Annotated in this window: 24 protein-coding genes and 1 tRNA gene; 14 read left to right on the top strand and 11 right to left on the bottom strand. The window is 31.3% G+C overall.

Annotation, left to right across the window (positions count from 1 at the left end; genetic code table 11):
• Positions 1–61 precede the first annotated feature (61 nt).
• On the top strand, positions 62–1,027 hold the full coding sequence (locus tag V9L04_RS06200) for a VWA domain-containing protein (RefSeq protein WP_338793215.1): 966 nt from the start codon (positions 62–64) through the stop codon (positions 1,025–1,027).
• Between the two features lie 115 nt (positions 1,028–1,142).
• Positions 1,143–2,261, top strand: a complete 1,119-nt coding sequence (locus tag V9L04_RS06195) for an ATP-binding protein (protein WP_338793214.1) — start codon at positions 1,143–1,145, stop codon at positions 2,259–2,261.
• A gap of 296 nt (positions 2,262–2,557) precedes the next feature.
• On the opposite strand, the gene V9L04_RS06190 is transcribed toward V9L04_RS06195, so the two are convergent.
• Positions 2,558–3,592, bottom strand: a complete 1,035-nt coding sequence (locus V9L04_RS06190; RefSeq protein WP_338791795.1) for an ISAs1 family transposase — start codon at positions 3,590–3,592, stop codon at positions 2,558–2,560.
• A gap of 243 nt (positions 3,593–3,835) precedes the next feature.
• Here V9L04_RS06190 and V9L04_RS06185 point away from each other — a divergent pair, with 243 nt between their 5' ends.
• Both V9L04_RS06185 and V9L04_RS06180 read left to right on the top strand, forming a co-directional pair.
• The gene (locus V9L04_RS06185; protein WP_338793213.1) at positions 3,836–4,840 is read left to right on the top strand and encodes a hypothetical protein; all 1,005 of its coding nucleotides are present in this window, start codon (positions 3,836–3,838) and stop codon (positions 4,838–4,840) included.
• A gap of 285 nt (positions 4,841–5,125) precedes the next feature.
• Positions 5,126–5,464: a hypothetical protein gene (locus tag V9L04_RS06180; protein WP_338793212.1), complete on the top strand. Its 339-nt coding sequence runs from the start codon at positions 5,126–5,128 to the stop codon at positions 5,462–5,464.
• Between the two features lie 213 nt (positions 5,465–5,677).
• On the opposite strand, the gene V9L04_RS06175 is transcribed toward V9L04_RS06180, so the two are convergent.
• The 8 genes from V9L04_RS06175 to menC form a co-directional block, all read right to left on the bottom strand.
• A complete protein-coding gene (locus V9L04_RS06175; RefSeq protein ID WP_338793211.1) occupies positions 5,678–8,620 on the bottom strand; it encodes a hypothetical protein in 2,943 nt (980 codons plus the stop codon).
• 172 nt (positions 8,621–8,792) lie between these two features.
• Positions 8,793–9,407 (bottom strand): NADH:ubiquinone reductase (Na(+)-transporting) subunit E, encoded by a 615-nt coding sequence (nqrE, locus tag V9L04_RS06170; protein ID WP_338793210.1) that lies wholly within the window; start codon positions 9,405–9,407, stop codon positions 8,793–8,795.
• A 78-nt stretch (positions 9,408–9,485) separates the two neighbouring features.
• Positions 9,486–10,175, bottom strand: coding sequence for an NADH:ubiquinone reductase (Na(+)-transporting) subunit D (locus V9L04_RS06165; protein ID WP_338793209.1), 690 nt, complete (start codon positions 10,173–10,175; stop codon positions 9,486–9,488).
• An 82-nt stretch (positions 10,176–10,257) separates the two neighbouring features.
• On the bottom strand, positions 10,258–11,049 hold the full coding sequence (gene nqrC, locus V9L04_RS06160) for an NADH:ubiquinone reductase (Na(+)-transporting) subunit C (RefSeq protein WP_338793208.1): 792 nt from the start codon (positions 11,047–11,049) through the stop codon (positions 10,258–10,260).
• Entirely contained in the window at positions 11,042–12,256 is a 1,215-nt protein-coding gene (locus V9L04_RS06155; protein ID WP_338793207.1) for an NADH:ubiquinone reductase (Na(+)-transporting) subunit B, read from the bottom strand. The genes nqrC and V9L04_RS06155 overlap by 8 nt, the downstream gene beginning before the upstream one ends.
• Positions 12,257–12,361: 105 nt before the next feature.
• Positions 12,362–13,726, bottom strand: a complete 1,365-nt coding sequence (locus V9L04_RS06150; RefSeq protein ID WP_338793206.1) for a Na(+)-translocating NADH-quinone reductase subunit A — start codon at positions 13,724–13,726, stop codon at positions 12,362–12,364.
• 329 nt (positions 13,727–14,055) lie between these two features.
• Positions 14,056–14,682, bottom strand: coding sequence for a hypothetical protein (locus tag V9L04_RS06145; protein WP_338793205.1), 627 nt, complete (start codon positions 14,680–14,682; stop codon positions 14,056–14,058).
• A gap of 23 nt (positions 14,683–14,705) precedes the next feature.
• Complete coding sequence (gene menC, locus V9L04_RS06140) at positions 14,706–15,755, bottom strand: o-succinylbenzoate synthase (protein WP_338793204.1); 1,050 nt, start codon at positions 15,753–15,755, stop codon at positions 14,706–14,708.
• Between the two features lie 312 nt (positions 15,756–16,067).
• On the opposite strand from menC, the gene V9L04_RS06135 reads away from it, so the two are divergent.
• The 10 genes from V9L04_RS06135 to V9L04_RS06090 all read left to right on the top strand — a co-directional run bounded on the left by V9L04_RS06135 (position 16,068) and on the right by V9L04_RS06090 (position 24,917).
• Positions 16,068–16,415: a HepT-like ribonuclease domain-containing protein gene (locus V9L04_RS06135; protein ID WP_338793203.1), complete on the top strand. Its 348-nt coding sequence runs from the start codon at positions 16,068–16,070 to the stop codon at positions 16,413–16,415.
• 361 nt (positions 16,416–16,776) lie between these two features.
• Positions 16,777–16,850, top strand: a tRNA-Asn gene (locus V9L04_RS06130).
• Between the two features lie 207 nt (positions 16,851–17,057).
• Complete coding sequence (locus V9L04_RS06125) at positions 17,058–17,534, top strand: DUF4174 domain-containing protein (protein ID WP_338793202.1); 477 nt, start codon at positions 17,058–17,060, stop codon at positions 17,532–17,534.
• 105 nt (positions 17,535–17,639) lie between these two features.
• Entirely contained in the window at positions 17,640–18,647 is a 1,008-nt protein-coding gene (locus V9L04_RS06120) for a hypothetical protein (RefSeq protein ID WP_338793201.1), read from the top strand.
• 18 nt (positions 18,648–18,665) lie between these two features.
• Positions 18,666–20,048 carry a flippase gene (locus V9L04_RS06115; RefSeq protein WP_338793200.1) on the top strand — a complete coding sequence of 461 codons (1,383 nt, stop codon included), beginning with the start codon at positions 18,666–18,668 and terminating at the stop codon, positions 20,046–20,048.
• Positions 20,049–20,052: 4 nt separating this feature from the next.
• On the top strand, positions 20,053–20,859 hold the full coding sequence (locus tag V9L04_RS06110; RefSeq protein ID WP_338793199.1) for an FkbM family methyltransferase: 807 nt from the start codon (positions 20,053–20,055) through the stop codon (positions 20,857–20,859).
• 114 nt (positions 20,860–20,973) lie between these two features.
• Complete coding sequence (locus tag V9L04_RS06105) at positions 20,974–21,906, top strand: glycosyltransferase family A protein (RefSeq protein WP_338793198.1); 933 nt, start codon at positions 20,974–20,976, stop codon at positions 21,904–21,906.
• Entirely contained in the window at positions 21,906–22,718 is an 813-nt protein-coding gene (locus V9L04_RS06100) for an FkbM family methyltransferase (protein ID WP_338793197.1), read from the top strand. Before V9L04_RS06105 ends, V9L04_RS06100 begins: the two co-directional genes overlap by 1 nt.
• Before the next feature lie 15 nt (positions 22,719–22,733).
• The gene (locus tag V9L04_RS06095) at positions 22,734–24,026 is read left to right on the top strand and encodes a glycosyltransferase (protein WP_338793196.1); all 1,293 of its coding nucleotides are present in this window, start codon (positions 22,734–22,736) and stop codon (positions 24,024–24,026) included.
• Positions 24,027–24,077: 51 nt separating this feature from the next.
• The gene (locus V9L04_RS06090; protein ID WP_338793194.1) at positions 24,078–24,917 is read left to right on the top strand and encodes a glycosyltransferase family 2 protein; all 840 of its coding nucleotides are present in this window, start codon (positions 24,078–24,080) and stop codon (positions 24,915–24,917) included.
• A 5-nt stretch (positions 24,918–24,922) separates the two neighbouring features.
• On the opposite strand, the gene V9L04_RS06085 is transcribed toward V9L04_RS06090, so the two are convergent.
• Positions 24,923–25,696, bottom strand: coding sequence for a DUF6048 family protein (locus V9L04_RS06085; protein WP_338793192.1), 774 nt, complete (start codon positions 25,694–25,696; stop codon positions 24,923–24,925).
• Between the two features lie 84 nt (positions 25,697–25,780).
• Entirely contained in the window at positions 25,781–26,308 is a 528-nt protein-coding gene (locus V9L04_RS06080; protein WP_338793191.1) for a DUF6452 family protein, read from the bottom strand.
• Positions 26,309–26,411: the final 103 nt, after the last annotated feature.

The following is a 26,411-nucleotide window of genomic DNA, read 5'->3' as shown; positions in this document are numbered from 1 at the left end:
CGCTTTTGTTGGTATTTTAGTGATAGAATCACCAACAAATACAAAGATTTTTTATAGTATTATGATTTGGAACAACGATTTAGGCATTCTTGAAACCGTATTTATTCTTGTTTTTTTACTTTTATACGGTCTTTATATTTTCAGAACACACAAAAAAGCAAAGTATCTCCGTACTTCTTCCAAATATGTTTGGTTGAAATTTGTGTTGCGAGGAAGCTATTTTATTTTGCTTATTTTAGCTCTACTTGGACCTTCTTTTGGAGAAACCAAACAGGATGTGAAAAGTGTAGGAAAAGATATTTTTTATCTTGTAGATTTATCTCGCTCAATGGATGCTATAGATATTCAGCCTTCAAGAATGGAGCGTATCAAGCACGAACTTAAAGGAATTACGGCAGCTTTTCCATCTGACCGACAAGGAATTATCATTTTTTCATCAGAAGCATTTCTTCAATGTCCTCTTACAAGTGACCAAAGTGCATTGCGATTGATTTTGGAATCTCTAAATACTGGACTTGTGCCAAGTGGAGGAACTGACTTTGCACCACCTTTGAAAATGGCTTTAGAGAAGTTTGCCAACGATAAAGAAACCAAAACGAATTCAAAAATTATCATTATGATAAGCGATGGAGAAGATTTTGGAGAAGAAACAGGCGATGCCATCGATGAAATTGAAGATTTGGGAATCAAACTTTTTGCTTTAGGAATTGGAACAGAACAAGGTGGAAAAATACCTTCTGGAAGTGGATTCAAAAAAGACCAACGCAATGGAGAAACAATTATTACAAAACTAAATCCAGAAGACTTGAAAGATTTAGCTAATCAAACAGGAGGAAAATATTTTGAAATTGGAGAAACTCAAAACGATGTGCAACGTCTAATAAATTCAATTCAATCTATTCAAGGCGAAGTAAGAGGAGTAAAACAAATTGATACAAAGACAAATAAATATTATTATTTCCTCTATGCAGCTCTATTTTTGGCAATTATTGATGTTTTATTTACTATAAAAGTGATTAAGATTTAATAAGAAAATAAATAATTTGTGAACATATTCCTATAAAACCATAATAATATATGAATACGTTCCTATAAAAGTATAGTAATTTGTGAATACATTCTTTTTTTATTATATTTATAGTATGATTGAAAGACTGATAAAAAAACAAGTTATAAGTAAAATAGGAAAGGGAAAGGCTATTATAATAGTAGGTCCCCGTCAAGTAGGAAAGACAACTTTTATTTTGGAACAACTAAAAGGTTTGGATTATCAATTCTTTGATGGAGATGACCCAACTGTTCGATCTATTCTTGATACTCCTAATACAGAAAAAATTAAGAATCTGATTGGAGGAAAAAAAATAGTTTTTATAGATGAAGCTCAACGCATCAAAGGAATAGGTCTGACCCTCAAGATTATTATAGATCAATTTAAAGATGTCCAATTATGGATTAGTGGTTCGTCGTCTTTTACTCTTTTCAATGAACTAAGTGAACCTTTGACAGGAAGAAAATGGGAATATGAACTATTTCCGATTAGTTGGGAAGAGTACCAAAATAATGTAGGCTATTTGAAAGCAGAACAACAATTAGAAAACAGGCTCATTTATGGGTTTTATCCAGATGTGATTAATAATGAGGGAGAAGAAAGAGAGATTTTGAAAAATCTAGTCGATAGTTATTTGTATAGAGATGTTCTTTCTTATGCAGAAATAAGAAAACCAGAGGTATTAGAAAAATTGGTTCAGGCTTTAGCTTTACAGATAGGCAGCGAAGTGAATTATAATGAATTGAGCCAACTTATTGGGGTAGATAGAAATACAATTCAGAGATATATTGAGATTTTGGAAAAGGGATATGTTATATTTAGGTTGGGAAGTTATAGCAATAATGTGCGAAACGAACTAAAAAAGAGTAAGAAAATTTATTTTTATGATAATGGAATTAGAAACATGATTATAGGAAATTTTACAGATTTGAGTTTGCGTACAGATATAGGTGCTTTATGGGAAAATTTTCTAATTTCGGAAAGAATGAAACAAAACAAATACAAACTTACTTTATCACAACCTTATTTTTGGCGAACAACTCAACAACAAGAAATTGATTATGTAGAAAATATGAATCAAAAATTATATGGCTATGAGTTTAAATGGAATCCAAAAAAGAAAGTAAACTTACCCAAAACATTCATTGAAAAATATAACGCAGAAGAAAAACTAATAAATAGAGATAATTTTAGAGAATTTGTAATTATTTAACTGACATTGTAACACTTTATAAAAGATAAATTACAACCAAATTTTATTCTGTGTAAATATTTATTTTTCTGTATATTGTAAACACTATTAGTTCTTTTTTGAATTGGTGGTGTTTTTTATGTTTGATTGTTTTTTTTACATAAGTCGAATAAAAAAAAGGAAGTCCAAATTTATGAACTCCCTTCTACAGGTCTTGTATTTAGTTACGTTTCAACGAATGAAAGAGGCTTTACTAAATCTGTATGACACAAAAATACAAATAAATTTCAATAAGTAATTAGGCAGACAGGGCATGTTCATAAAAATCTTTTATGTTCAAAGAGGTGATATACATTTCGTTCTTTGTAGGCTAATTCTTCTCTGAGTACTGTGAGATTTTCTACTTTTTGCACTTCCAATAGGTTTGTAGCTAGTGTTATACAAACAGCTATAAACCTACTTTGGTTTTCATTTCTAGTTATCAAATTGTCTTCTCCCATTTGTTTATCTCTTGTATTATGATGTACTTCTATTGTCCAATGCTCTCTTATAGCCATAAATAATTCTAGGAAATTAATTTGGTTGAGAGGTAAATTGGTTACCCAGTAACTTTTTTCTTTACTTTTTTTCTGTGTTTTTGTAATTTTTCTTTCTCTTTCTACTACTATCAGGGTTTTGACTTTCGTTTCTTTCCAACGTTTGGGTAATGATTCTGTATTCATTTCATATCCAAAACCGATTCGTATTTCTTCTCTTCCATGCGCTTTTTGGTAGGCTTCTTTTTTATAAGAAGTAGTTAAATTATCGTCAATATGTTTACAATCTTCTAAAAGAAGTTTTTGATTTGCCTTTACTTGCATCAAATAAATACCTCCTTTTTTTGCTATTAAAGCAGGTAATTCACTACTCAAATGAAGAGCATCTAACGTATATTTACCTAATAAGTAATCGTAGGAGTTAAAATAATGAGATACAACAGTCTTTTCCGAGTCTTTACTTCCATTGTACCACCCTACAATACTACTTTGTTTAGTTGAATGAGAAGTACGAGAAACTACATTTTGACCTCGTTTTTCTCCTGCTACATCATCAATACTACCACGAAGTTCTTTTCCATCTATGGCGTACCATTCTAAAGCATCTTTATAAATATATTGATGAAAGAAGGTTTCATTAATTGCATTAAAACCTTGATAATCAACTTTTTTTAGAATACGTTGAAGTTGAGTATAAGAAATACACGAAGAAACTTCTATATCTAAATCTTGAGCTACTTCTTTATAAGAACGGCACATAGAACGATGAATATAGGCGACTGTCAGTTTTTTATCAGAGCGTAAAATACAAAGCATAAACAGAACAATGACAAATGCTAAAGAATGCTGTTTTCCACGGTTATCTCGGTGGTCTAAAAGACAAGTTTGTACTTCTTGATAATACTTTGTAAATTCGTTTTTTGGGGAGTATGCATAGTTTTATATTTTGTAGGTTAGAATTACAAAAATAGAAAATTTAGCAAACACCCCTTTTTTTTGGACATTATTTTTTATGAACATGCCCTGATTAGGCAGAGTACTTATCTTAATTTCAAGAGAATGAATAATGAACAAATAGAAGCCAAAATAACAGAACTTATTATCTTAAACATATCTGTAGAAGAAATTAAGAGCGAACTAAATTTAAGTTCAGATATGTGGAATAACCGTAGTGCATCAGTATATAACAACGCTCTTAGGAAAGCTATAGAGGAGAGAAATAATATGGAAAAACTAAAGCATATTTCTGTCTCTCCAAATGACACCCTATCAAAAATAATGTCTATTAATTGGACATTATCAGAATATGCTTTATCTCTTCCCTCCATCATAACAGAAGCTGATGTTAAACTTTTTTCTAATCTTACAGATGAGTTACCTATTTCTAAATCTATTATTAGTGTAATACTGAATGAGATAGAAAAAATAATTTTACGACCTAACGTGAGAGTTATATATAGGGGAGGGAGGTTTGAAAAATTTGAACCTTTTAAAGTATTTTTAGACTTGATAGATACAGCAGTTGTTTCATATTATAGGAAAGATTATACTAGTTGCTTTCTCACCTTAGTTCCAATAATAGAAGGTGTTATTCTACGTTGGATGAACTACGATTTTTCTAGTAAAAAACCTCCATTTGAAAAAATCAAAAAGTTTTTTCAAGCTTCGCATGGAAGACAACCTATTCCTTATAATATTCAATTTCATAAAATTTATTGTAATACTTGTAGCAGAATTTTAATAAATCATTTCTATAAAAATACTAGGGATGGTACTCCTTATGACTATTTTTCTCGTCATATTCCTTCTCATATGTTGAGGGAGAAAGGCTTTGATACAAGAGAAAATTGCATTAGAATCTTTATTTTGTTGGATAATATGGCAGAAATATACTGTTATGAATCAAGAAAATGTGATGGTATGTTTCAAATAGATAATGAAGAAGGTTACATAGAAAACCATTTAAAGATTTTGACTACAAAACTTATAGAACCAAACTATTCTTCTATGTTTGTAGAGCATTTGAAGGAGCAAAATATTCTAGATGAATTAAAGAATCTGTGAAATTTTAGTTATATTGAACATAGTGTTTTAACTATGATTTATCATTTTACAAGTCTTAGAGTTGCATTTTGAAATGTAAAAAACAGAGTAGAAATAGAAAAAGGTTTAGGTAGTAATTTGAATTTTTATTACTTCTTTTTTGTATATTTGAAAACACTACACTATTTATTTTCTTTAGACTAATGCTATTTATAGAAAAAAGTGATATTTAAATTAAATACACAAATTATATTTTCAAATAATGCTGTTTTAAAAGCAACTTTTTTTATACTAAAAAACTACAACATGCCATATCCAATTTTTTCAAAAGCAGATATTAATGCTACTAACTCAAAACATGGAGATTCTAATGTTTCAGAATTTCTTAGTTATTTATCAGAACTAGTAGAATATGAATATGTTGAACATCCTACAGCATTAGGAATTATTAAACAGGTTAATGACAAAGGGACTGAATCTCTGACTGATAACCAAGCTCAGTCATTAGAAATTGTAATGAAGGAATACGGTCAGAAAGACTGTGAAAAGTGTGGAAATGACATACCTTGGAATGAATTAATTGCAGCTATAGATAATGGAGGTTATTGTAATTTTTGTGAACATCAAAATGAACAAGATGATTAAAGTCTTTCTGATGTTCCTCGCTCAATAAGCTTTGGTTCTGCATTGCCTGTATTTTTAGTTTCTATTTTAGATTTTCCAGCCAAAATTTATCTCCCAAAAACCAAAAAATCCTCACTCCAATTAAAAATCGGAATAAGGATTTTTCATAAATTTGCTTCCCAATGTGTAAAAAAAAGAGGTTTGTTTTACACGAGTAAATATTTATCTTAAAACCTACCTCCCAAAAACCAACTTCTGACATTCTTTATCCAATGTTCTGTAAAGCGTAAAAAGGCTTGTTTGTTCTGAATAAAAAAGTGCAATGGTTGTATTACTTTGTATTGTTTTTCCTCCTACCATTGTTCCGTTGGTGTAATACAAATAGGTTTTTTGTGCGTGCATATCCGTAACAGCAATGACTTCTATACTTGCTCCAAAATTGAAATATTGAATCAGTTTTGTACCATCATTATCATAAGTTTTGCTGAATAATAACTCTTCTTCTGACGAATAAAGAGTTAGCTTTTTACTATCCTGTCTTGCAATTACAAAGTTTTGTTCACGCTGTTTATCGGCTGCTAGTGTGAAAATTGCGCCTTGCTCTCCTCTTTCGAAAAACTTTCTATCCATTATTTTTCCTTCCAAATTAAAACGAATCAGTTCGCCAGCTTCGGTAAGCATACTTATTTCAGTGGTGGCAAGTGTATTTCCATAATCAACATGAAAGTCATTGGTAATATCAGAATTGAAATTGAGTGGAAAATTAGAATAACTCTGAGAATTTCGTTTCAGTAAATTGACAATTCCATTTTGTTCAATCGCAATCATGGCATCTCTACTACCTGCTCTTACGTGTTCTAATGGAGCAGAAAGAGCCATCCCTAATTTACGAGGCTGCCAACCAGGGAGACTTTTCCCTGTTTTATCATACAAATAAACATTTCCCTGACTTGTAGCTACTCCAATTCTATAGTTTTTTGAGTTGTCATAATCAATTACAGAAAGATGCGTAATAAATGTATTTTCTGGAAAAGAAATTGGAAATCCAGAAACGCTTCTTCCCAAACGGTCAATCAAATAGACCTTTGTAGGAGTGGCAATCAAATATTGTAATTTTCCATTTTTATAGGCATCAATTTGATAGACTTGTGGGCGCATTGTTCCATTGAGATAATAATTCCAAAGTATTTTTCCCTCTTTCGAAACCAAATACAACATATCTTTATCATCTTGAACCAATACTTCCTGACTTCTATCCAAATGGTTTCTGACCAAATAAGGAGGACTTTCCAATCGACTTTTAAAGACTGTTTTGGCTTCTTCTTTCTTGCTTTGAGCGACTAATTCAGCCGTTTTTTGTTGTTGAAAAATAATTGAACTTGCAAAACGCTTTTCTTCTCCTTCTGCTTGCCACGCCAAAAACTCTACTTTCAAAAGGTCGTATTTATAGGCTTCAAATGTTTTTTGCCATTCAGGAGAAACATTTGTCATCAGCCAGTTCCAAGAGCGAGGTAAGTCTACAATTACACTAACTGTCGAACGAGTTCCTATTTGTTCAAAAAACTGTCTTTGTCTTACCAATTTTCCCCAAACTCGTTCATTTTTGTAGTCATCGATAAGTTTTTGAATTGCTTGAAAACTGCTTCCAACAACAATATATTTGCTTTCCAAAACTGTAAAATAAGACTGAGAAAATCCACTAAATCCTTCTCCAAACATTTTTTTAGGAAAATCAGCTACTTCAATACGTGTAATAGGCAATTCTTCATAAATCTCTGTCAGAGGTTTGGTTTCTGATTCTGTTCCGTCTTCACTTTTTACTTCTATACGAGAGTTTTCAGCAAGTTGAGTCAATAATGCAACTGCTTTTTGTTTGTATTTTTCAGTTTGCCCATCTTCGGATTTTATTTTTAGGAAGGCTAATTTTTCTGGGTTTTTTCTATTCTCAGGCATTTCCAAGACTGCAACAGCAATTTCATTTCCTAGATTATCCAAAAAGCGAGTTGGTGAAAAGCTATAATTATCTATAAGCGTTTCTTTTGCTTCAATCTGTTTTGGCAAATATTCCCTTCTATAATCTTCTAAGTCATGAAAATAGCTTTGAGGATCAGAAAGACCAATTCGATATAAAAGAGCCGTTTCTTGTGGAATGAACTGCTGTAAATCAATAAAATCAATCGATTTCTGACTTTCTAAAATAGATAAATAATCTCTTTCTGAACCTTCTTCCTGTGTCAAAATATAGCCATTGAGTAAAAGCAGATGTTCTTTCAAGGAGACATCAAGCATTGCTGATTTTGCCCAGTTCTCAAAACTAGAAAGCAAAGCTGTATTTTCTTCTTCTGTGAAAAGAGAAAAAAGTTTTGGGATTTGTGAAGCTGAAACATATAAATTTGCATCATCATCTTCAATTTTTGTGAGTTTTAAAAGGTCTTTGTTTTCCTTAAAAAAGGGCGTTGCTTCACTATTTGCTATTTTTCTGACAGCATCTTCTACCAAAAAAGGCGTATAACTTCCAATAAAAAAGTTTTTATAAATGACATAAGTAAAAATAACACTTTGAGTTTCATTTTTTCGGTTTGAATTTTTTCTAGCTTTTATTTCTCCATTTTCATCTGTTGTTTCATATTCATATTTCAGCTCATGAACAGTAATATCATTATACAATCTTTCTGAATGCGTAAAAGGGACTTTTTCTTTTAGTTTTTTACTCAGACTATTTATAATTCTTGACTGTAAAGACATGGGAACAAAAAACATAACATCGGCACTTGTTCGTGAAGTTTGATGCAATGAAACATAAATTTTTCGTCCTTTTAGATAGTTCATAATATCCAAAGAATCTCTACCAATACTATCTAAAACGGTTTTGCGTGAATGATAGGCTTGCAAGTAAGGCAAATTTCTAAAGGGTTGCCAAAAAGGAAGAGAGTCTATTTTTTCTCTCATACGTTGTGCTTCAGTTGTTTCTAAAACCAAAATGGCATCATTAGGCACAAGTTCCCATACAGAAGCCTCTCTATTATTATCCCAAATGACAAAAGAGATGGCAAGGACAAGCAAAACTCCTAAAAGCCCAGCAATCCCTAAAGTATATTTTTCTTTTTGAGAACGAATTTTCCATTGATTTTCTAACCACACACGAAAGCGCAAAAAACGCATTTTCCATTTTGTCATAAAACTATCATTTAGTAGCTGATATGCTCTGACACTTTAGTGTCAGCTACAGTAATTCTTAAACAAAAAAACTACTTTCTTTTGATAAAAGAAAGTAGTTTTTAGTATTTTATAAAAATAGCATATTAAATTGTTTATCACAATCTAATTTCTTTTTATTTTCTGAAATTCTTTACAGCGTAATTCCCATAAAAGACATGAAAGCAAGTCCCATAAGTCCTGTAATGATAAATGTGATACCAAGACCACGCAAAGGCGCAGGAACATTTGAATATCTCATTTTCTCACGAATAGCTGCAAGTGCAATGATAGCAATCCACCAACCTACACCAGAACCAATACCATACACAACAGATTGAGCAAGGTCATATTCTTTCTGAACCATAAAGAGTGACCCCCCCAAAATAGCACAGTTTACAGCGATTAGTGGCAAGAAAATACCTAATGCACCATATAAAGCAGGAGAAAAACGTTCAATAACCATTTCTACAAGCTGTACAATAGAAGCAATTACAGCAATAAAGGTAATGAACTGTAAGAAACTCAAATCTACTTTTGCAAATTCTTCACCTAAAACTGGAGCTAAAGCACCTTCTTTAAGTAAATATTCTTGAATCAAATAGTTAGCAGGACACGTTACGCCCAAAACAAAAACTACTGCAAGACCAAGTCCCATAGCTGTTGATACTTTCTTAGAAACGGCTAGATACGAACACATTCCCAAAAAGTAAGCAAAGACCATGTTTTCGATAAAAACCGAACGAATAAATATATTGATTAAATCCATTTTTAGTAATTGATGAATTGTTGGTTTAAAACACAACAACGACAAGATTTTATTTTATAAAAAATTTAAAGCAATAAATTAATGGTCTTCTACATAACCATTGAAATAACGTTGTACCCAAATGATAATACCAATAACGATAAATGCACCAACTGGATTAGTCATAAGTCCATTATTAGGAATACTTACTCCCAATGCTTCATTCAAAGGAGCTATAATTGGAATATCTAGTAATGTTCCAGAACCAAAAAGCTCTCTAAAAAAGGCAACTACTAAAATAACCCAAGCATAACCTAAGCCACTTCCTAAGCCATCAAGAGCTGAATCATATGGTTTGTTACCCATTGCAAAGGCTTCCAAACGTCCCATAATAATACAGTTTGTAATGATAAGACCTACATAAACCCCAACAATTTTGGCAAGGTCATAAAAATAGGCTTTCAAAACTTGGTCTACCAAAATTACAAGCATTGCGACAATAGCAAGCTGTGCAATAATACGGATACGCCCTGGAATTACATTGCGTAAAAGCGATACAATAACGTTTGAACCAATTACTACAATCATTACAGCTGTTGCCATAACAAGAGTAGGAGCAATTTTGGCAGTAACGGCAAGAGCCGAACAAATACCCAAAACTTGTACTGTAATTGGATTCGAATCGTCTAATGGATCTGCTACCAAACGACGACGGCGTTTTGAGAATAAATCTTCCGATTTTTTCTTTACTACGGTAGCCTCCATAGATTTAGCTGTTTCTGTTGCCATAGAATGTTATAGTTGCATTTATTGAAATACATTCAATAAATTTATAGTATTTTAATTAAATCTAAATTTTCTGTTTTTTAATCTATTTTACTAGAGCGACTTCTTTTAAGGAAGAGGCATTATAAGCAGATTTTTTTACTTTTTGCATATAATTTTCATACAAAGTGAAATAGTTTTTCAACATGTCATTAACACCACGTCCTGTGATAGTTGCTCCTGACATTCCATCTACTTTGTAGCCTTCTAAAGAACCTGGTTCTACGTTTCCTTCACCTTTAATCATTTCGATGCCTAGTTCACCTTTGTCATTATAAATAGTTTTTCCTGCATAACGACTTTCAATATCATCATCAGCAATACGTGCGCCTAGTCCTGGAGTTTCTCCTTTATGGTCAAATACTGCACCTTTTACAGTTTTCATATCTGGCTCAAGAGCAATATAGCCCCAAATATTATCCCAAAGACCATTTCCATAAACAGGTAAAATATAAGCAGTTACTTTTCCTGCGTTATCTTTAAATTTGAAGACAGGAAGAATTTTTTCAGCTTTATCCTTCTTCTTAAATTCTTTACGGATACTTACTTTTTCAGGAATAATTTGTTCGCCATCCTCATTTACTTTCTTCTCATCACCATTTACATCTACTGCAATAGATTCGATGTGTTTTGCGTAATAGGCATTTACTTGTTCGCCTGTTTCGCCAACCTCTGAAAGTGGAACGATAGCACTCAAAATTTGTTTCTGAGTATCTAAGTTTACGGCTTGTGTCTGTGATTCTTTTAAGAATTCTTTAGCGAAGCCGAGTGTTGCAGCAATAACGACGATCATTATTACTGCAAAGGTTATGATGTATGCGTTTGATTCTTTAGACATGGATTCTTTTTAATCTACGGTTTTTATTAGCTTGAATTACATAAAAATCTATCAGAGGAGCAAAGACATTCATAAGAAGAATGGCAAGCATAATTCCTTCTGGATAAGCAGGGTTAAATACACGGATAAGAACAGTAAGAAGTCCTATAAAAAATCCATAGACCCATTTTCCTGTTTCTGTTTGTGCAGCTGATACTGGGTCAGTTGCCATAAAGACAATTCCGAAGGCAAAACCACCCATAATTAAGTGATAATGAGGCATCATTTGCATAAAAGGAGTAGAACCAGCAAGGTTAAAGATAAGTCCCATAACCAAAGCTCCAACTACACCACTTACCATAATTTTCCAGCTTGCTACACCAGCAACGATAAGAATAATTGCTCCCAAAAGAGCCATTAAAGCAGATGTTTCTCCAATAGACCCAGGAATTACACCGATAAGCATATTATTGAAACTAAATAAACTTTCTGCACCTGCCCAGCCACTTGTAGCTGACTGCAAAGCTGTATCAACACTTGTTCCAACTGGAGCTTCTGCTGCAATAGATAATGCTGTTGCACCTGTGTAACCATCAACAGCATTTTTTGCTCCACCTTCTCCCAAATATGTCCAAACCGTACCTGAAATATCAGTAGGATAAGCAAAATAAAGAAAAGCACGAGCTGTAAGAGCTACATTCAAAATGTTCATTCCTGTACCTCCAAAGGCTTCTTTTGCAATCACAACTGCAAAAACAGTAGCTAAAGCAACTTGCCAAAGAGGAATATCAGGTGGCATAACGAGTGGAATAAGTAGTCCTGTTACTAAAAATCCTTCATTGATAGGGTGTTTTCGAATTATTCCAAAAATAACTTCGACAATACCACCAGCCGTATAGGCTACAATAACAATAGGCAATACTTGAATAGTACCTACCATTATAATATCTAAAAGAGCAGCATCAGGATTTCCTGTTGCTAAGAAATGTTGATAGCCTACATTCCAAATACCAAATAAAAGAGCAGGAACCATAGCGATAACTACTGTCATCATCATACGTTTCAAGTCGATGGCATCACGAATATGTGCGCCTTTCGCAGGAGTTGTGGTAGGAGGAGTAAAGGCAAACGACTCACCAGCTTCAAAAAGGTAGTAAAACTTTTCAAGTTTTCCTCCTTTTTCAAACATTGGTTTTTGTTTTTCTAAAATATCATGTAAGAACTTCATACTTACGAATTTATAAGGTATAAATTAACCAAATTAGTTGTTTATTTTAATTAGTCTGAAAATTAATTCAAACTTTATATATCAGTTACGAAATTGCTAAGTTTTCTAGCCTTCACGTAAAAGTTGAATTCCCTGACGAACAATGTTTTGAATACGGTGTTTAGAAACATCTACAAATTCGCAAAGAGCTACATCCTCTTCAATCACTTCATAAATACCCAAACTTTCCATTCCATCATAATCTTCTGCCATAATAGATTTTACAAGTTGTAGAGGAAGAATATCCATCGGAACTACTTGTTCCATTACACCTGTCTCTACAAAAGCTCTTTCTTCTCCATTCAAACTTGTATCAATAACACGTTCTTTTTTAGGATTTAGGAAAGATAAAAGACCTAAGGCACGGTGGAAACTCAAACGAGAAGTAGGAGCAAGCCAACCATCACTTAAAAAGAAACGTGGTCTGTCACCTTCTGGAAGAACAGTAACTATATTATCATAAAAGCCAATATAACTGTCTTTTTCAATAGCTGTTCCTGTCAAAATATTTCCAGAAATAACTCTTACATGGTCTTGTTTGAGATTATTCTTTAAGAATTTACCTACCTTAGCACCAATATAAGTTTCATAATATTGTGGAGTTGTTACTTCTGAGCCTACAACAGCAATTTTTTTAGAAGCATCATAACGCCCATCTAAAAATAATTTTCCCATTTGGATAACTCCATAAGGCGCAATAGTCCAAACAACCTCCCCTCTATTAATAGGGTCAATATGATGAATCTGAACTCCTACATTTCCTGCTGGGTGAGGTCCTGAAATAGTATGTTGTTCCACATTACGTACATTTTGGAAGATAGCTGAAACTTCAGCATTTCCATTTGTAGTAAGGTGAATAGGTACATCAACCATTTTCTTTAGTGCATCAATACCTGCTTGAAAATATTGTCCTTCATTTTTATAAAGGAAGTCATAATCAGGAGCTAAAGGGTTTGAGTCAAAAGCAGAAATAAAAATAGCACGAGGAGTTTCATCAGGATTAGCAACAATGCCATAAGGACGTTGAATAATGTTTATCCAAGCACCACTTTTTAAAAGTGATTCTTTTACGTCTTCTCCTTTCAGATTTGCCATATCAGATACGCTATACTTGGTAAAGTTTTCGTATTCGATTTGCTTATCTGCCAAAATCTTGATTTCTAAGAGTTTACGTTTGTCTCCACGCTTTACTTCTACCACTTCACCACTTACAGGTGAGGTATAAAGAGCCTTTTCTAATTGTTTATCAAAGAAAAGAGGTGTTCCAGCTTTTACTACGTCGCCTTCACGTACTACTACTTTTGGGCGATGCATACCTACAAAATCGGTAGGTTTTATGGCAAATGTTTCGGATTGCTCGGCAGCTCCTAATTGCAAGGCAGCTTTGCCTGCAAGGTTTATGTCGAATCCTTTACGAGTTTTTATGTTCATTGTGCTTGGCTGATACCTAATGATTCATATATTTTTAATCTTATGCAAATCTAAATAAGTTTGCAAAATAATTGAGGGCAAAATTAAAAAATATCTAAAGACTTTACACGTATAAATTTAATTTTATTCGATAAAAGTAAAGATAATTTTAAGAAATGCCATGTTTTTTCTGAAATAGTTCCTAAAAACCACTAAAAATCAAATTAGAATTCGATAAAAAGCTATTTTCGACTTACAAATCAATGTAAAGGAAATTTGTTTTGAGAAATTTTGAAAAGTCTATGGCTTTACATTTTGTATGAAGAATTTCGTATCAATAGAAAATAGTTTTATTTCCAAAATTCCCACCATTTTTTTCGATACGTATTTATCTTATTGTCTCTTAGCCATTTTTCTTGTTGATATTCTAAAGTCCCATTATCTTCATAGCAATTCCAGTGATTAAATGACTCTTCAGCAAGCCCAGTTTTAATGACTCTATCTTTATACATCATTGCACCTGCCCCATGTTCTTCATCCCAGCTACACCCTAACTCAAACCCATAATAATCAAAGCCATTCTTTTCGCTATCCATTATATGCAAGAATGAAACACCAACATAATTTTTATAATCTTCTATCACATTAATTTCGGGCATTAATTCTTCATAGATATCTTTAGTGTTCGAATAATCATCTAAAAGACTATTTAACAAAGAATCTCTAACTAATTCAGAATTTTCATTCAAATATTTAATTGCATTGAACTGTGCCTGAGATAAAAGATATTTTTGATTAGTTATTACACCAACTATATGTGCTTTAATTATTCCATCAGAAGATTCTTCAGAATCTATTGAACTATAAGTTCTATTTCTAGCTTGAAATCCATTCCACGCAGGTAAATTGATCCATCCATCATGATCTTCTTTGATTATTGTATTTGTTTGAATTTCTGAAATATTTTGCGTATTCATTTTCTAAAAGTGTTGTTTGTGTTTTATATTTTATCGCCTCTTCTACTAAAAATCTCTCCATTTTCAATTTCCAAAGAAGACTCTATATTATTATGATATAATTTTCCTGTTCCTAATCCTTGTGGAAGTGTAGGATTATAATTGGCTACAAATTGTGAAATGGCATTCAATCCAATATTCGATTCTAAAGCTGAGGTAATCCACCAATCTATATTTCTTTCTTTACAGAGTTCTATCCATTCAGCCGTTTTTTGTAGTCCTCCTAATAAGGTAGGTTTGAAAATTAGAAATTGAGGTTTGATATAATCTAACATTTGCTTTTTGTCTTCCAAATTTACCAAAGGAATGAGTTCTTCATCAAGAGCAATGGGTAAAGGAGTTTCTGCACAAAGTCGTCTCATTTCATACCATTGATTTGCCATAATTGGTTGTTCGATAGAATGAATGGCATAATTTGATAGAACTTCTAATTTTTTTAGAGCTTCATTAGCAGGAAAAGCCCCATTTGCATCTACACGAATTGTAATTTGATTTTCATCAAAACGTTTTCTAATGGATTCTAATAATTTACATTCTTTTTCAAAATTTATTGCACCAATCTTTAATTTTATACAAGAAAATCCTTGTTCTAGTTTTTCTTCTAATTGACTTTGCATAAATTCAAAATCTCCCATCCAAACCAATCCATTAATAGGAATAGGTTTTTGATTGAGTGAAAAATCATTTTTATAAATAATACGTTTTCCATTATTTTCTAAATCTAAAAAAGCAGTTTCGAAACCAAAACGAACAGCAGGAAGAGAATCAGGAATTAAAGCAAAAATATCTGAAAGTGATTTTATAGAAGCCTTTTCTATTCGTTTACAGACATCAATAATTATATTTTCAAGGTTAGGTAGAAAATCTATACTTAATCCAGAAAGAGGCGATATTTCACCTGTTCCAATAATTTTATTATTATCCTTTTTTGATAAATAGATAAAATAGGTATCTCTTTCAGTCATTGTGCCACGAGAAGTGCCAGCTACAAAACGAAATTTTAAACGATGTTTTTTATAAGATGCAGAATACATAAATTAAGAGGTTGGAAGTGAAAGTAGTGAGAGCTTTACACAAAATTAAAATTACTTTTGATTAGATTATTAGATGAAATTACTATTTTTGAGGTCAAGAGTATAAAAAAACATTTTTTAATATGTAATTCTCTTAGAAGTTTTGTAATATTGGAAAGTAAATCAAATCTCTTTGTTTAAATAATTTGTCAAAAATTCCTTTACAATACTGAAGGTTTTACAATAAAATGAATAGAATTAGCTTTTCTATAGTATATAAAGTAAAGCGACTCATTTCTCAAAAAACTACTTAAACCCAATCCCAAAACCCTTATGAGTCAAAGCAAAACAGACTTAGCACGTATACAAAGTGTTTTGGAGTCTATGTATGAAATCGAAAGTTATGTAAAAGGAGCTTCTCATGAAGATTTTCTAAACAATTCGATGATGCGTATTGCGACCGTAAAGCAACTGGAAATTATTGGATTGATTGTAGAAAAAGTTTCTGATGACTTGAAAGATGATTATCCACAGTTACATTGGGAAGCTATTGAAAAGTTACATAAAGTGCTAGTACATGAATATTTAGGAATTAACTTCGAACTTGTGTGGGTAACGGCTCGTAAAGAAATTCCTGTTTTGAAAAAACAATTCGAACTTATTTTATCACAAATAGGTTGAAATAATTAAGTAATAGATACTCTTTCAACATAAAACAGAGGTTTTTAGAAAAAGGTAGAAAAAAATATTTTTTTAATAAGTCATTGTTTATCAATAAAATAACTCTGAAGAAGATTAGCTCTGAGAAAAAAACAAGAAAAAAATAAAAAAAAGTTAGTCTGACTATTGTGTAATTTAAAAAAACGTTTTACCTTTGCATCAGCAAATGAGAAAAACAAGTCATCAAAAAGAAAGAAGACAAGTTTTAAAAACAAAAAAGTTTAAAGCTCATTTAAAAATAACCATAATTTGTTTTGTTATTTAAATAAAGTTTTCATACCTTTGCAAAACATTATTTAAACATAATGAAGCCAGTTTAAATTCCTTCTTAGCTCAGCTGGTTAGAGCATCTGACTGTTAATCAGAGGGTCCTTGGTTCGAGCCCAAGAGAAGGAGCAAAATCTTAACAGGATATTATTAGATTACTATTTTTTATTTTCTAGTAGTTCTGATACTTTGAGATTTTCATAATTGAAAGATAGAAAAAAGCCTTTACAGATTTGTAAGGGCTTTTTTTATGTCCTTTTTGGCGTAAAATTACGTAAAATAAAGTTAGTCATTCTACATTTGAAACAAGAATAGAAAAATAGAGTTGATAAAATTATGAAACTACCTATTTATTTTATTATTACTTTACTTTTTCTACTTCTATCTTGTAAATTTATGGATAACAAAACTGATTTGCTTGCTAATTATAAATGGAAAAATCGTATTCTTGTTATTTTCTCTGATTCTAAAGACAATTCATTATTTCAAAAACAACTACAGCTTTTTGCTGACAATAAAGAAGAGTTGAAAGAACGAGACTTGATTATTTTTCAAGTTTTTAAAGAAGAAGATACAGAAAAAGGAATTACACCTCATCAAAAATCCATTTCTAGCTTTGATATTGAACAGTTAAAAAAACGATTTGATTTTTCTTTTGGAGAAGATAAAAATAAATTTACAGTTGTCTTAGTAGGAAAAGATGGAGAAACAAAGTTAAAAACAGAAAACGAAATCTTGACTTTAGAAAAACTCTTCGGAACTATTGATGCCATGCCGATGCGACAAAGTGAAATGAAAAAAGGTAAAAATTGAAAATTGATTATACTAGAAACGAAATTCGGATTTAGAGCGATTTTATAATACCTTTACAGACTATTTAGTAAAAAAGAAATATTTTTTTATAAAATCTTTCAAAAAATGAAATTAGAAACTATAATCTCAAAAATTTCTCAATTAGAAGAAATTCAAACTAACCCACCTATTTTGGTAGATGTGGGAGCTTCAGGCGCACTTATTCCACAATGGAAAAATATCGCTCATTTTTCTATTTGTATTGCTTTTGATGCTGATGATAGGGAGTTTGAGTTTATACAAAAAGAAAGTAATGACTTCAAAAAACTCTTTATCTTTAATAGAATTGTTACTGATAAACTGAAAAAAGGACAAGATGAAGCGACTTTTTATCTGACCAAAAATCCATATTGTTCTAGTCTTTTAGAACCTTTTGATAGCAAAGGAGAAAAGATGGAAAGCTATTACTATGCTGATTATTTTGAGGTAGAAAAACAAATAAATCTAAAAGCAATCACCCTCAATGACGCACTAAAACAAGTGAAAGTTCCTCAAATAGATTGGTTCAAGACAGATTCTCAAGGTATTGATTTACGTCTTTTTACTTCTCTTTCAAAAGAATTACAAGACAAAACAATTGTAGCCGAATTCGAACCAGGATTTATTGACGTTTATAAAGGAGAAGACACTATAATTGATGTTTTACAAGAACTCAAACAAAACCCTTTGTTTTTCTTGACAGAATTTGATGTAAAACGAGTAGTTCAGCTTCCTCAATATACGTTTCAACGATTGTACCCCACTAAGATAAAACAAGATGCTGCTCTCAATGCGCTTCGCACAATTCCTGCTTGGTCAGAAATGACCTACATGAATAACTTGAAAAAAGACAAACTACCTACAAAAAGAGATTTTGTTTTGGCTTGGCTTTTTAGTACCATTCAAAATCATCACGATTTAGCGTATAATTATGCAAGTCAAGCAAAAGAAGTATTATCGAAAGAAATATTAGATGACAGTTTCTTTGATGTATTGCAAAATTATTCTTACGACGAACTAGAAAATATTTTGGCTTCTTCAAAAGGAGCTTTTCAGCATTTCAAATATACAGTTAAGAAATTTTTGAAGGGATAATTAAGTTAGTATTTAAAAATGTCTAATAAAAATACGTTTTTAGGTTTTGATAAAAAAGGACTTCAAAAATACGGTTCGAATACAATTTGGCTTTTAGTAGAAAAGGCAATTCGTTTTATTACAGGTATTTGGGTTGGACTTCTAACAGTCAAATATTTGGGTGCTGCACAATATGGAAAACTAGAATATACAATTAGTTTTGTGTTTCTGATGATTCCCTTTGCTAGTTTGGGATTAAATTCGATTCTTACTCGGCAGCTTGTAGCTGATAAAGAAAACAATCTTTTTTATTTCGGCTCTGCTTTTTGGCTGCGTTTTTTCGCTGCAATTTTTATTATTTTATTTCTAAACAGTATTGGGATTATTACTCCAAGTTCTATTGAAGAAATATTGCCGATTGCACTTCCTTCTGATTCTACTGAACGTTGGCTTGTTTTTATTCTTTCTCTCAATTTATTTTTTAATGTTAGTGATTTGGTGACTTCGCATTTTCAAGCACAAGTGCGTTCTCATTTTATTGTCAAAATTCAGATTTTTGTTATTTTAGTTAGTGCAGCTCTAAAGCTAATTGGAATTTGGAAAGAATATTCCGTTTTGTTTTTTGCTGTTGTTCTTTTGATAGAAACAATTTTAACAGCCGTTGGACTATTTTTGATGTACTTCAAAACAGGCGAAAAAGTAAATAAATGGAAATGGAATTCGCCGATTGCAAAAGTAATGTTAAGAGATGCAATGCCATTGATTTTTAGTGGAATTGCTGTTTCTATTTATATGCGAATTGACCAAATTATGATAAAACAGTTTTTGGGAGATGAAGCAAGTGGGTATTATGGTGCTGCTGTTCGGATTAGTGAGATGTGGTATTTTGTACCTGTTGTCTTTGCTGGGTCTCTTTTTCCTGCCATTGTAGAGCTTCAAAAAAATGGTAATAGTGAGAAATACAAAAAAAGAATGCAACAGCTTTTTGACTTTCTTTTATGGTCTGCCATTGCTATTGCACTTCCAATTACGTTTTTGAGCGAATGGATTATTGTAGATGTTTTACCTTATGGAAAAGAATTTTTGCCTTCTGCTGCTGTCCTTTCGGTTCACGTTTGGGGAGGTGTCTTTGTAGCAACTGGAGTGGCTGGAAGTCGTTGGCTATTGGCAGAAAACAAACAAGTTTTTAATTTTTTACAGACTTCTTTGGGTGCAATTCTTAATTTTGTATTGAATTGGTATTGTATTCCAAAATATGGTCTTTTGGGAGCTGCTTATGCGACTGTTATTTCGTATGCAGTAGCTTCTTTTGGGTGTAGTTTTTTTTTACCCCAAATTTTTCCATTACTTAAAATGCATGTCTTGGGTATTCTTGCTCCTTTTCGATATCTGATTATTTTGATTCGTACTCTTTTTAAATAAAAAAATGCTTTACAAAATTGCCAATTTTTACGCTGCTTTCTTTGCAAACAAATTATTTTATAAATGGAATAAATTGTTGTTTCATTGTGCTTTACGTGGTTTAGGAATCCATAACTCACAAACAAGAAAGCGTTCTGGAGAAGAAAGTTTTTTAAGGGAAATTCTAACTCAAAAAACAGCTAACAAAAATCTAGTAGTTTTTGATGTAGGTGCAAATGTTGGAAATTATAGTTTGTATATCAAAAAAATAAATCCAAATACAGATATTTATGCTTTTGAGCCACATCCTACTACTTTTCAGAAATTAGAAAAAACGGCTTCTCAACATAATTTTAATGCTTTTAATGTAGGTTGTGGAGAATCTAAAGGAAAGCTAACTATTTATGATTATGCTCAAAATGATGGCTCTTCCCACGCTTCGCTTTACAAAGGTGTGATGGAAGATATTTATAAAAAAGAAAGTGTAGCAACAGAAGTAGAAATAATTCCCTTAGACCCTTTCATTGAAAACCTAATAACAGAGAACAAAATTTCTCAAATTGATTTATTAAAAATTGATACTGAAGGACACGAACTTGCTGTTTTGAAAGGTGCAAAATCTACGCTTGAAAAAGGAATAATCAAAGCAATTCATTTTGAATTTAATTCAATGAATATTATCAGTCGTACTTTCTTTAAAGATTTTATGGATTTACTGCCTAATTATCAATTTTATAGAATGCTACCCGATTCGCTTCATAAAATAGAAAAATACGACCCTATTTATGACGAAATTTTTGCTTTTCAAAATATTGTAGCATTTAAAAAATAAGTATTTAGTTCTACTCAAAAGGTAGAATATTAAACTGTCAAAAACCTTTGAAGTGTCAGACAGATTGTAATTTTCAGTCGTAATTTTTAATTGATAATTCGTAATTGAAATATAATGCTTTCTCCCATAATTCTCTTTGTTTATAATCGTCCTGACCATACTCAGAAAACCCTTGATGCTTTAGCTAAGAATGATTTTGCTAAAGATTCTATTTTGTATGTTTTTTGTGATGGAGCGAAATCAAATTCTTCTCAAAATCAACTAGAAAAAATCAATGAAACAAGAGAAGTTGTCAAAAAACAAAAGGAAGAGAGAAATTTTAAAGAGGTAATCATTACAGAGCAAACTCAAAACTTAGGCTTGGCAGATTCTATTTTGAGTGGAGTAAGTCAAGTTATCGAAAAATATGGTAAAGTAATCGTATTGGAAGATGATATTGTAACCTCAAAAGGATTTTTAAGGTTTATGAATGAGGGTTTGGAAGTTTATCAGTACGAAGAAAAAGTAATGCACATTTCGGGTTATATGTTTCCTGCAAACTTAGAAAATGCTATTCCAAACGATGAACAAACTTTTTTCTATCGTTCGACTTCGTGTTGGGGTTGGGCAACATGGCAAAGAGCTTGGGCAAAAATAAACACAGATACAGAATTTTTACTTTCTGAATTACAATCTAAAAATCTGTTGAAAGAATTTGATTTGGATAATACCTATCAATTTTCGAAACAATTAGAATTCAATATTACAAAAAAAATAAAAACATGGGCTGTAAAATGGTATGCGTCTGTTTTTTTACAAAATGGTCTTTGTTTGCATCCAAAATACTCATTGGTACAAAATATAGGAACAGATAGCACAGGAAATACAAGTCCAACAACGAATTATTTTTGGCACAATCAATTAGCCGATTACATAGAGGTAAACCCTATTTCAATAACTGAAAACAAAAAAGTAGTAGAACAAATGAAAGTTTATTATAAGCAATTTAAACTCTCTTTTTCGCAAAAAATTATTAATAGATTCAGACTTTTTAGAGGAATAAAATAATGTACAAATTCAAACAATTTTTTCAGCTTCTCAAACTCAAAGCTTATTCTTTTCTAGGTTTAGTTTGGACAAAACGCTTTCAAGACAAAACTATACTCTTAAATGGTCGCAGATTTAAAATTACAGATTCGGCTTCTTTTGTAGCCATGTATTTGGATATTTTTGGACATCAAGGTTATAAATTCGAAACCCAAAAAGTAGAGCCTTATATTATAGATTGTGGGGCAAATATTGGTCTTAGTTTAGTCTATTTTAATCAGCTTTACCCAAATGCGAAAATTATAGCTTTTGAGCCTGACCCAAAACTTTTTGAAATTTGTAAAACGAATACAGCTTATTTTGAAGAAAACCTAAAACTTTATCCGTATGCTGTTTGGAACGAAGAAACAACTTTATATTTTGAAAGTGAAGGTGCAGATGGTGGAAGAGTAGAAAAGGAAAAAATAGAAAAAAATGATAAATTAGAAAACAATAAAACATCAAATAAAAATCTAATTGAAGTACAAGCTGTTCGCCTTCAAAAATACCTCAATCAGCGTATCGATTTATTAAAAATTGATATTGAGGGAGCAGAAATTACTGTTTTGGAAGATTGTGTAGATTCTTTGCATTGGGTAGGAAATCTTTTTGTAGAGTTTCATTCTTTCCAAAACTCTGCTCAGAGATTGGGACAATTACTTTCTATTTTAGAAAATGCAGGTTTTAGATATTATATTCGTTCGGAAGGGGTTTGGAGTAAAAAACCATTTATACATCGTGATTTGGCTGGGGGAATGGATATTCAACTTGGAATCTGGGCATACAGAGCATAATAAATTGAGGAAATAATGAAAATTTTACACATCAATACGTATGATAAAGGAGGAGGAGCAGAACAATTTGTTTTTGATTTTGTGCATCATAATTTTGAGGGATTATACACAGAAATTGAAGCAAAACTACTTGTCAAACGAAAAAAAACAGATTCAAATAAAGTAGAAATTTTGCCTCGTCCTCTGCTTTCTCATACTTTAGAAAAATTTGATAAAGGAGTTCATAAGATTATTAAGCATACTTTTTTTTCAGATTTGAGTGTATTAAAAAATATTCATTCTACTTTTGAAAATCTTCAAAAAAATGAGTTTTACAAACAAGCTGATATTATTCATTTGCATAATATCCATTATGATTTTTTTGATTTAGAGGATTTAATCAAAATAGCTAAGCAGAAACCAATTATTTGGACACTTCACGATATGTGGGCAATGACTGGAGGAGAAGCCTATACTTTTGATAATGAAAATTTTAAAAAAGGAATTGGAAAAACGCCTTATAAAGCATTTCACCCACTTCTGAATCCAATTATCGATAGAAGACAAAGCTATTTAGAACAAAAAAAACAGGTCTATTCTATCATTAATGAACTTGAAGGAGCAGAAAAACATAATTTTGTACTTATTCCTGTTTCGAATTGGCTCAAAGAGTGCTTAGAAAATGCCTACGTTTTTCCTCAAAAATCAGATAATATTTCTATTCAAACTATTCAAAATGGAATTGATACGACTATTTTTAAAAATCTAAATCAGAGAAATTGGAATACAAAACGGATTTTATTTTTTAATTCTGATAATCCTTATAAAGGAGCAGCAGTTTTTGAAAATATCATTCCTCAATTAAATCAAGACAAAACAACTAACTTTGAGTTATTTGTAGTAGGAAAAGAACTTTCAAAAACTGTTTTAAATTCTTTTTCTATCGATTCTAAAATCAAAATGATTCATTTAAAACCGATTTACGACAGGCACAAAATGAATGAGCTTTACAACTCTGTTGATATTTTAATTTTTCCTTCACGAGCCGAAAATTTTTCTTTGTTAGTTTTGGAAGCAATGGCAACAGGAATTTTTATCATCGGTTCGACGGCAGGAGGAATAAAAGAACAACTTGCAGATAATAGAGGAGTTTTATTTGAAAATGGAAACCCAAAAGACCTTTTAGGAAAAATCAGTGTAGTTTTGAATATGTCTTTAGAAGAGATTAGAGAAAAAGGGAAAACTGCATCTTTATTTGTGAGAGAGAATTGGAGTATAGAAAAAATGAGAGCAAAATATGTAGATTTATATAAAAAAATACTTTCCTAAACCTTGTTGACGGCTTCATTTGATCTTCAACGACGGTTGAAATATCCATTTATGAAAAAAATAAATTTCTCCACCCTTACCATAGCTACAGTTTGTTACAATGCAGCCGAAGAGCTAGAAAAAACAATCCAAAATGTAGCAAATCAAACCTATCCAAATATTGAATATATAATCATTGATGGAAACTCAAGAGACAATACGTTAGAGATTATAGGCAACTATGAAAATAATATTTCGAAATATATAAGCGAAAAAGACAATGGAATTTATGATGCCATGAATAAAGCCATAAATTTGGCAAAAGGAGATTATATTCTCTTTATGAATGCTGGAGATACCTTTGTAAGTAATACAATTATTGAAGAAATTTTCACAGAATTGTATCAAAAAATTGATTCTAAAACGAATTTTCCTGATTTAATTTATGGAGATTATAACGTTATTAATAAAACCTTTTCAGAAACCGTAAAAGCAGAACCATTAAAAAAAACGTGGACAGGAATGAAGTTTTGTCATCAAAGTATGTTTTTAAAAACAAATTTAGCCAAAAAACAGGTTTTTTCTGGGGATTATATCACTTCTGATTTTGAGCAGGTATATGAGCTTTATCAAAAAGGAATTTCATTTTATTATTTTCCAAAACCAATAGCAAATTTTAAAACAGACGGACTAAGTAGTAAAAATAAAATCAAAGTTCGTTTCGAATCTAAAGAAATCGTACAAAGGCACGACAAAAGGCTGAAAACAGCTCTCTCATTTTGGAAACTTATCGTTTGGACGTTTTTTGTAGAAACTTTGCGAAATACCTTACCTACTTCTTTTTTTGAGAAATTGGAGAAACTAAAAACTAAAATTTTGGGAGGAAGAAAAAAGATTACAACAGAAGAATAAACCTTTTAAAACTCATAACTCAAAAAGTAGCTAAAACCAAGATTTACAGGTTTATCATTTTGTCCAAAACCTGCAATAGTGGTTGGTTTGGCAAAGACATCACTTGGTTGATCTATTCGCATTCTGATTCTGAAAAGATAGCTCATATAAATATGCGATAAGAATCCTTTTCTTGCTAAATTAACTTTCAAACCTGCATTTATTTCTGCCCAGCTAAAACTCATATTGTCTTCTTTTATTTGTCTAGAATAACGAATACGGTCATTATCAACAACTTCCAAATCCCAATAACGGTCATCAATATCGTAATTTAGTTGATGCGAAAAATTAGCAAAACCATACTTTGCACCCAAAACAAGTGCTTCTCTATCCAAAAGACGATGTAAAACATTATATTCTATTCCTATTCTTCCGAAATAACCTGTGTTTTTATACTCAAAAGAGTTTGGAATTTCTTTAAAAGACTGTGCATCGCCATATCCACCTTCCACTACTGCAAACAAAACATTATTTAATGTAACTTCTACATTTCCATTAAAACGTAAAATATTTGGATTGCGAGCATTATTGAGCATAGACCACATATCAACGCCTACACGAACCGAAATAGGTGTATAAACTACTGGAGGCTTCGGTTCTTTTTTCTTTTTTACAATTACTTGTGTAGTATCGTTAGTAGTAGTTAATTGTGCAAAGACTGTATTTATTCCAAAAAAAGAAATAAATAATAGTAGTGTAAAAATAGTCTGTAGTATGATTTTAAAAGGTCTTTTTTTCATTTTAATTGTATTGATTTTCAATTACCCAATTTTTTTAAAACTAAAATTTTGTATGAGTTTTAGTTTACTAAAGTCTAAATAAAGTTATTCAATAATTTTTATGTGAGGCAAAGGGTTATCACTATTTACCTCTTTTAATTCTGCTCTCAACACTTCTACGTTACTAAAAGTATGATAAATTATTTCTAAATCATTAATTGCTTCATCATAACCACAATCTGGAGGCAAAACTTCTACATTTACTTTATAACTCATTGTTAATGTATCCTTAATGGTATCACGAACTGAATTTAGAGTAACATATTTATAAAAAACAAACATTGTCGTATCAGAACGACTAAAAATAGGTAGCTCAAAAATAGTTGCAGTTGTATCTTCTAACGAATTAGGCATTTCTGTGTTAGAACGAGTAAACACCCCTACAATTTTATTAAATGTCTTCTCGGTTGCTTTGTTATTAGCATCATAAAAAGAAACAGCAGCAAATTGTACATTATCACTTATAAAAGTACAGTTTTCACAACTAGAAAGCAGGAAAGGAAAACAAATAACGGCACTATATAGAAAACGTAACACGTATCTAGAGAAATAGGTAGAACAAAAATTTGGCATAAAATCAAGTTTAAAATAATTTGTAGCCACAAAAGTAACAAAGAGTTTGCTAACTCACTCTAAAGAAGTTATCTAATTTTGATTTTTTATAGAAAATAAAGCA

Source organism: Bernardetia sp. MNP-M8 (assembly GCF_037126285.1).
Lineage (GTDB): Bacteria > Bacteroidota > Bacteroidia > Cytophagales > Bernardetiaceae > Bernardetia.
This window is presented reverse-complemented; position numbering and strand designations above follow the sequence as displayed.

Coding starts and splice junctions, on each gene's coding strand:
- V9L04_RS06200 (WP_338793215.1), top strand. CDS start 62: ATGATTTGGAACAACGATTTAGGCATTCTTGAAACCGTATTTATTCTT.
- V9L04_RS06195 (WP_338793214.1), top strand. CDS start 1,143: ATGATTGAAAGACTGATAAAAAAACAAGTTATAAGTAAAATAGGAAAG.
- V9L04_RS06190 (WP_338791795.1), bottom strand. CDS start 3,592: ATGCTTTGTATTTTACGCTCTGATAAAAAACTGACAGTCGCCTATATT.
- V9L04_RS06185 (WP_338793213.1), top strand. CDS start 3,836: ATGAATAATGAACAAATAGAAGCCAAAATAACAGAACTTATTATCTTA.
- V9L04_RS06180 (WP_338793212.1), top strand. CDS start 5,126: ATGCCATATCCAATTTTTTCAAAAGCAGATATTAATGCTACTAACTCA.
- V9L04_RS06175 (WP_338793211.1), bottom strand. CDS start 8,620: ATGACAAAATGGAAAATGCGTTTTTTGCGCTTTCGTGTGTGGTTAGAA.
- nqrE (WP_338793210.1), bottom strand. CDS start 9,407: ATGGATTTAATCAATATATTTATTCGTTCGGTTTTTATCGAAAACATG.
- V9L04_RS06165 (WP_338793209.1), bottom strand. CDS start 10,175: ATGGCAACAGAAACAGCTAAATCTATGGAGGCTACCGTAGTAAAGAAA.
- nqrC (WP_338793208.1), bottom strand. CDS start 11,049: ATGTCTAAAGAATCAAACGCATACATCATAACCTTTGCAGTAATAATG.
- V9L04_RS06155 (WP_338793207.1), bottom strand. CDS start 12,256: ATGAAGTTCTTACATGATATTTTAGAAAAACAAAAACCAATGTTTGAA.
- V9L04_RS06150 (WP_338793206.1), bottom strand. CDS start 13,726: ATGAACATAAAAACTCGTAAAGGATTCGACATAAACCTTGCAGGCAAA.
- V9L04_RS06145 (WP_338793205.1), bottom strand. CDS start 14,682: ATGAATACGCAAAATATTTCAGAAATTCAAACAAATACAATAATCAAA.
- menC (WP_338793204.1), bottom strand. CDS start 15,755: ATGTATTCTGCATCTTATAAAAAACATCGTTTAAAATTTCGTTTTGTA.
- V9L04_RS06135 (WP_338793203.1), top strand. CDS start 16,068: ATGAGTCAAAGCAAAACAGACTTAGCACGTATACAAAGTGTTTTGGAG.
- V9L04_RS06125 (WP_338793202.1), top strand. CDS start 17,058: ATGAAACTACCTATTTATTTTATTATTACTTTACTTTTTCTACTTCTA.
- V9L04_RS06120 (WP_338793201.1), top strand. CDS start 17,640: ATGAAATTAGAAACTATAATCTCAAAAATTTCTCAATTAGAAGAAATT.
- V9L04_RS06115 (WP_338793200.1), top strand. CDS start 18,666: ATGTCTAATAAAAATACGTTTTTAGGTTTTGATAAAAAAGGACTTCAA.
- V9L04_RS06110 (WP_338793199.1), top strand. CDS start 20,053: ATGCTTTACAAAATTGCCAATTTTTACGCTGCTTTCTTTGCAAACAAA.
- V9L04_RS06105 (WP_338793198.1), top strand. CDS start 20,974: ATGCTTTCTCCCATAATTCTCTTTGTTTATAATCGTCCTGACCATACT.
- V9L04_RS06100 (WP_338793197.1), top strand. CDS start 21,906: ATGTACAAATTCAAACAATTTTTTCAGCTTCTCAAACTCAAAGCTTAT.
- V9L04_RS06095 (WP_338793196.1), top strand. CDS start 22,734: ATGAAAATTTTACACATCAATACGTATGATAAAGGAGGAGGAGCAGAA.
- V9L04_RS06090 (WP_338793194.1), top strand. CDS start 24,078: ATGAAAAAAATAAATTTCTCCACCCTTACCATAGCTACAGTTTGTTAC.
- V9L04_RS06085 (WP_338793192.1), bottom strand. CDS start 25,696: ATGAAAAAAAGACCTTTTAAAATCATACTACAGACTATTTTTACACTA.
- V9L04_RS06080 (WP_338793191.1), bottom strand. CDS start 26,308: ATGCCAAATTTTTGTTCTACCTATTTCTCTAGATACGTGTTACGTTTT.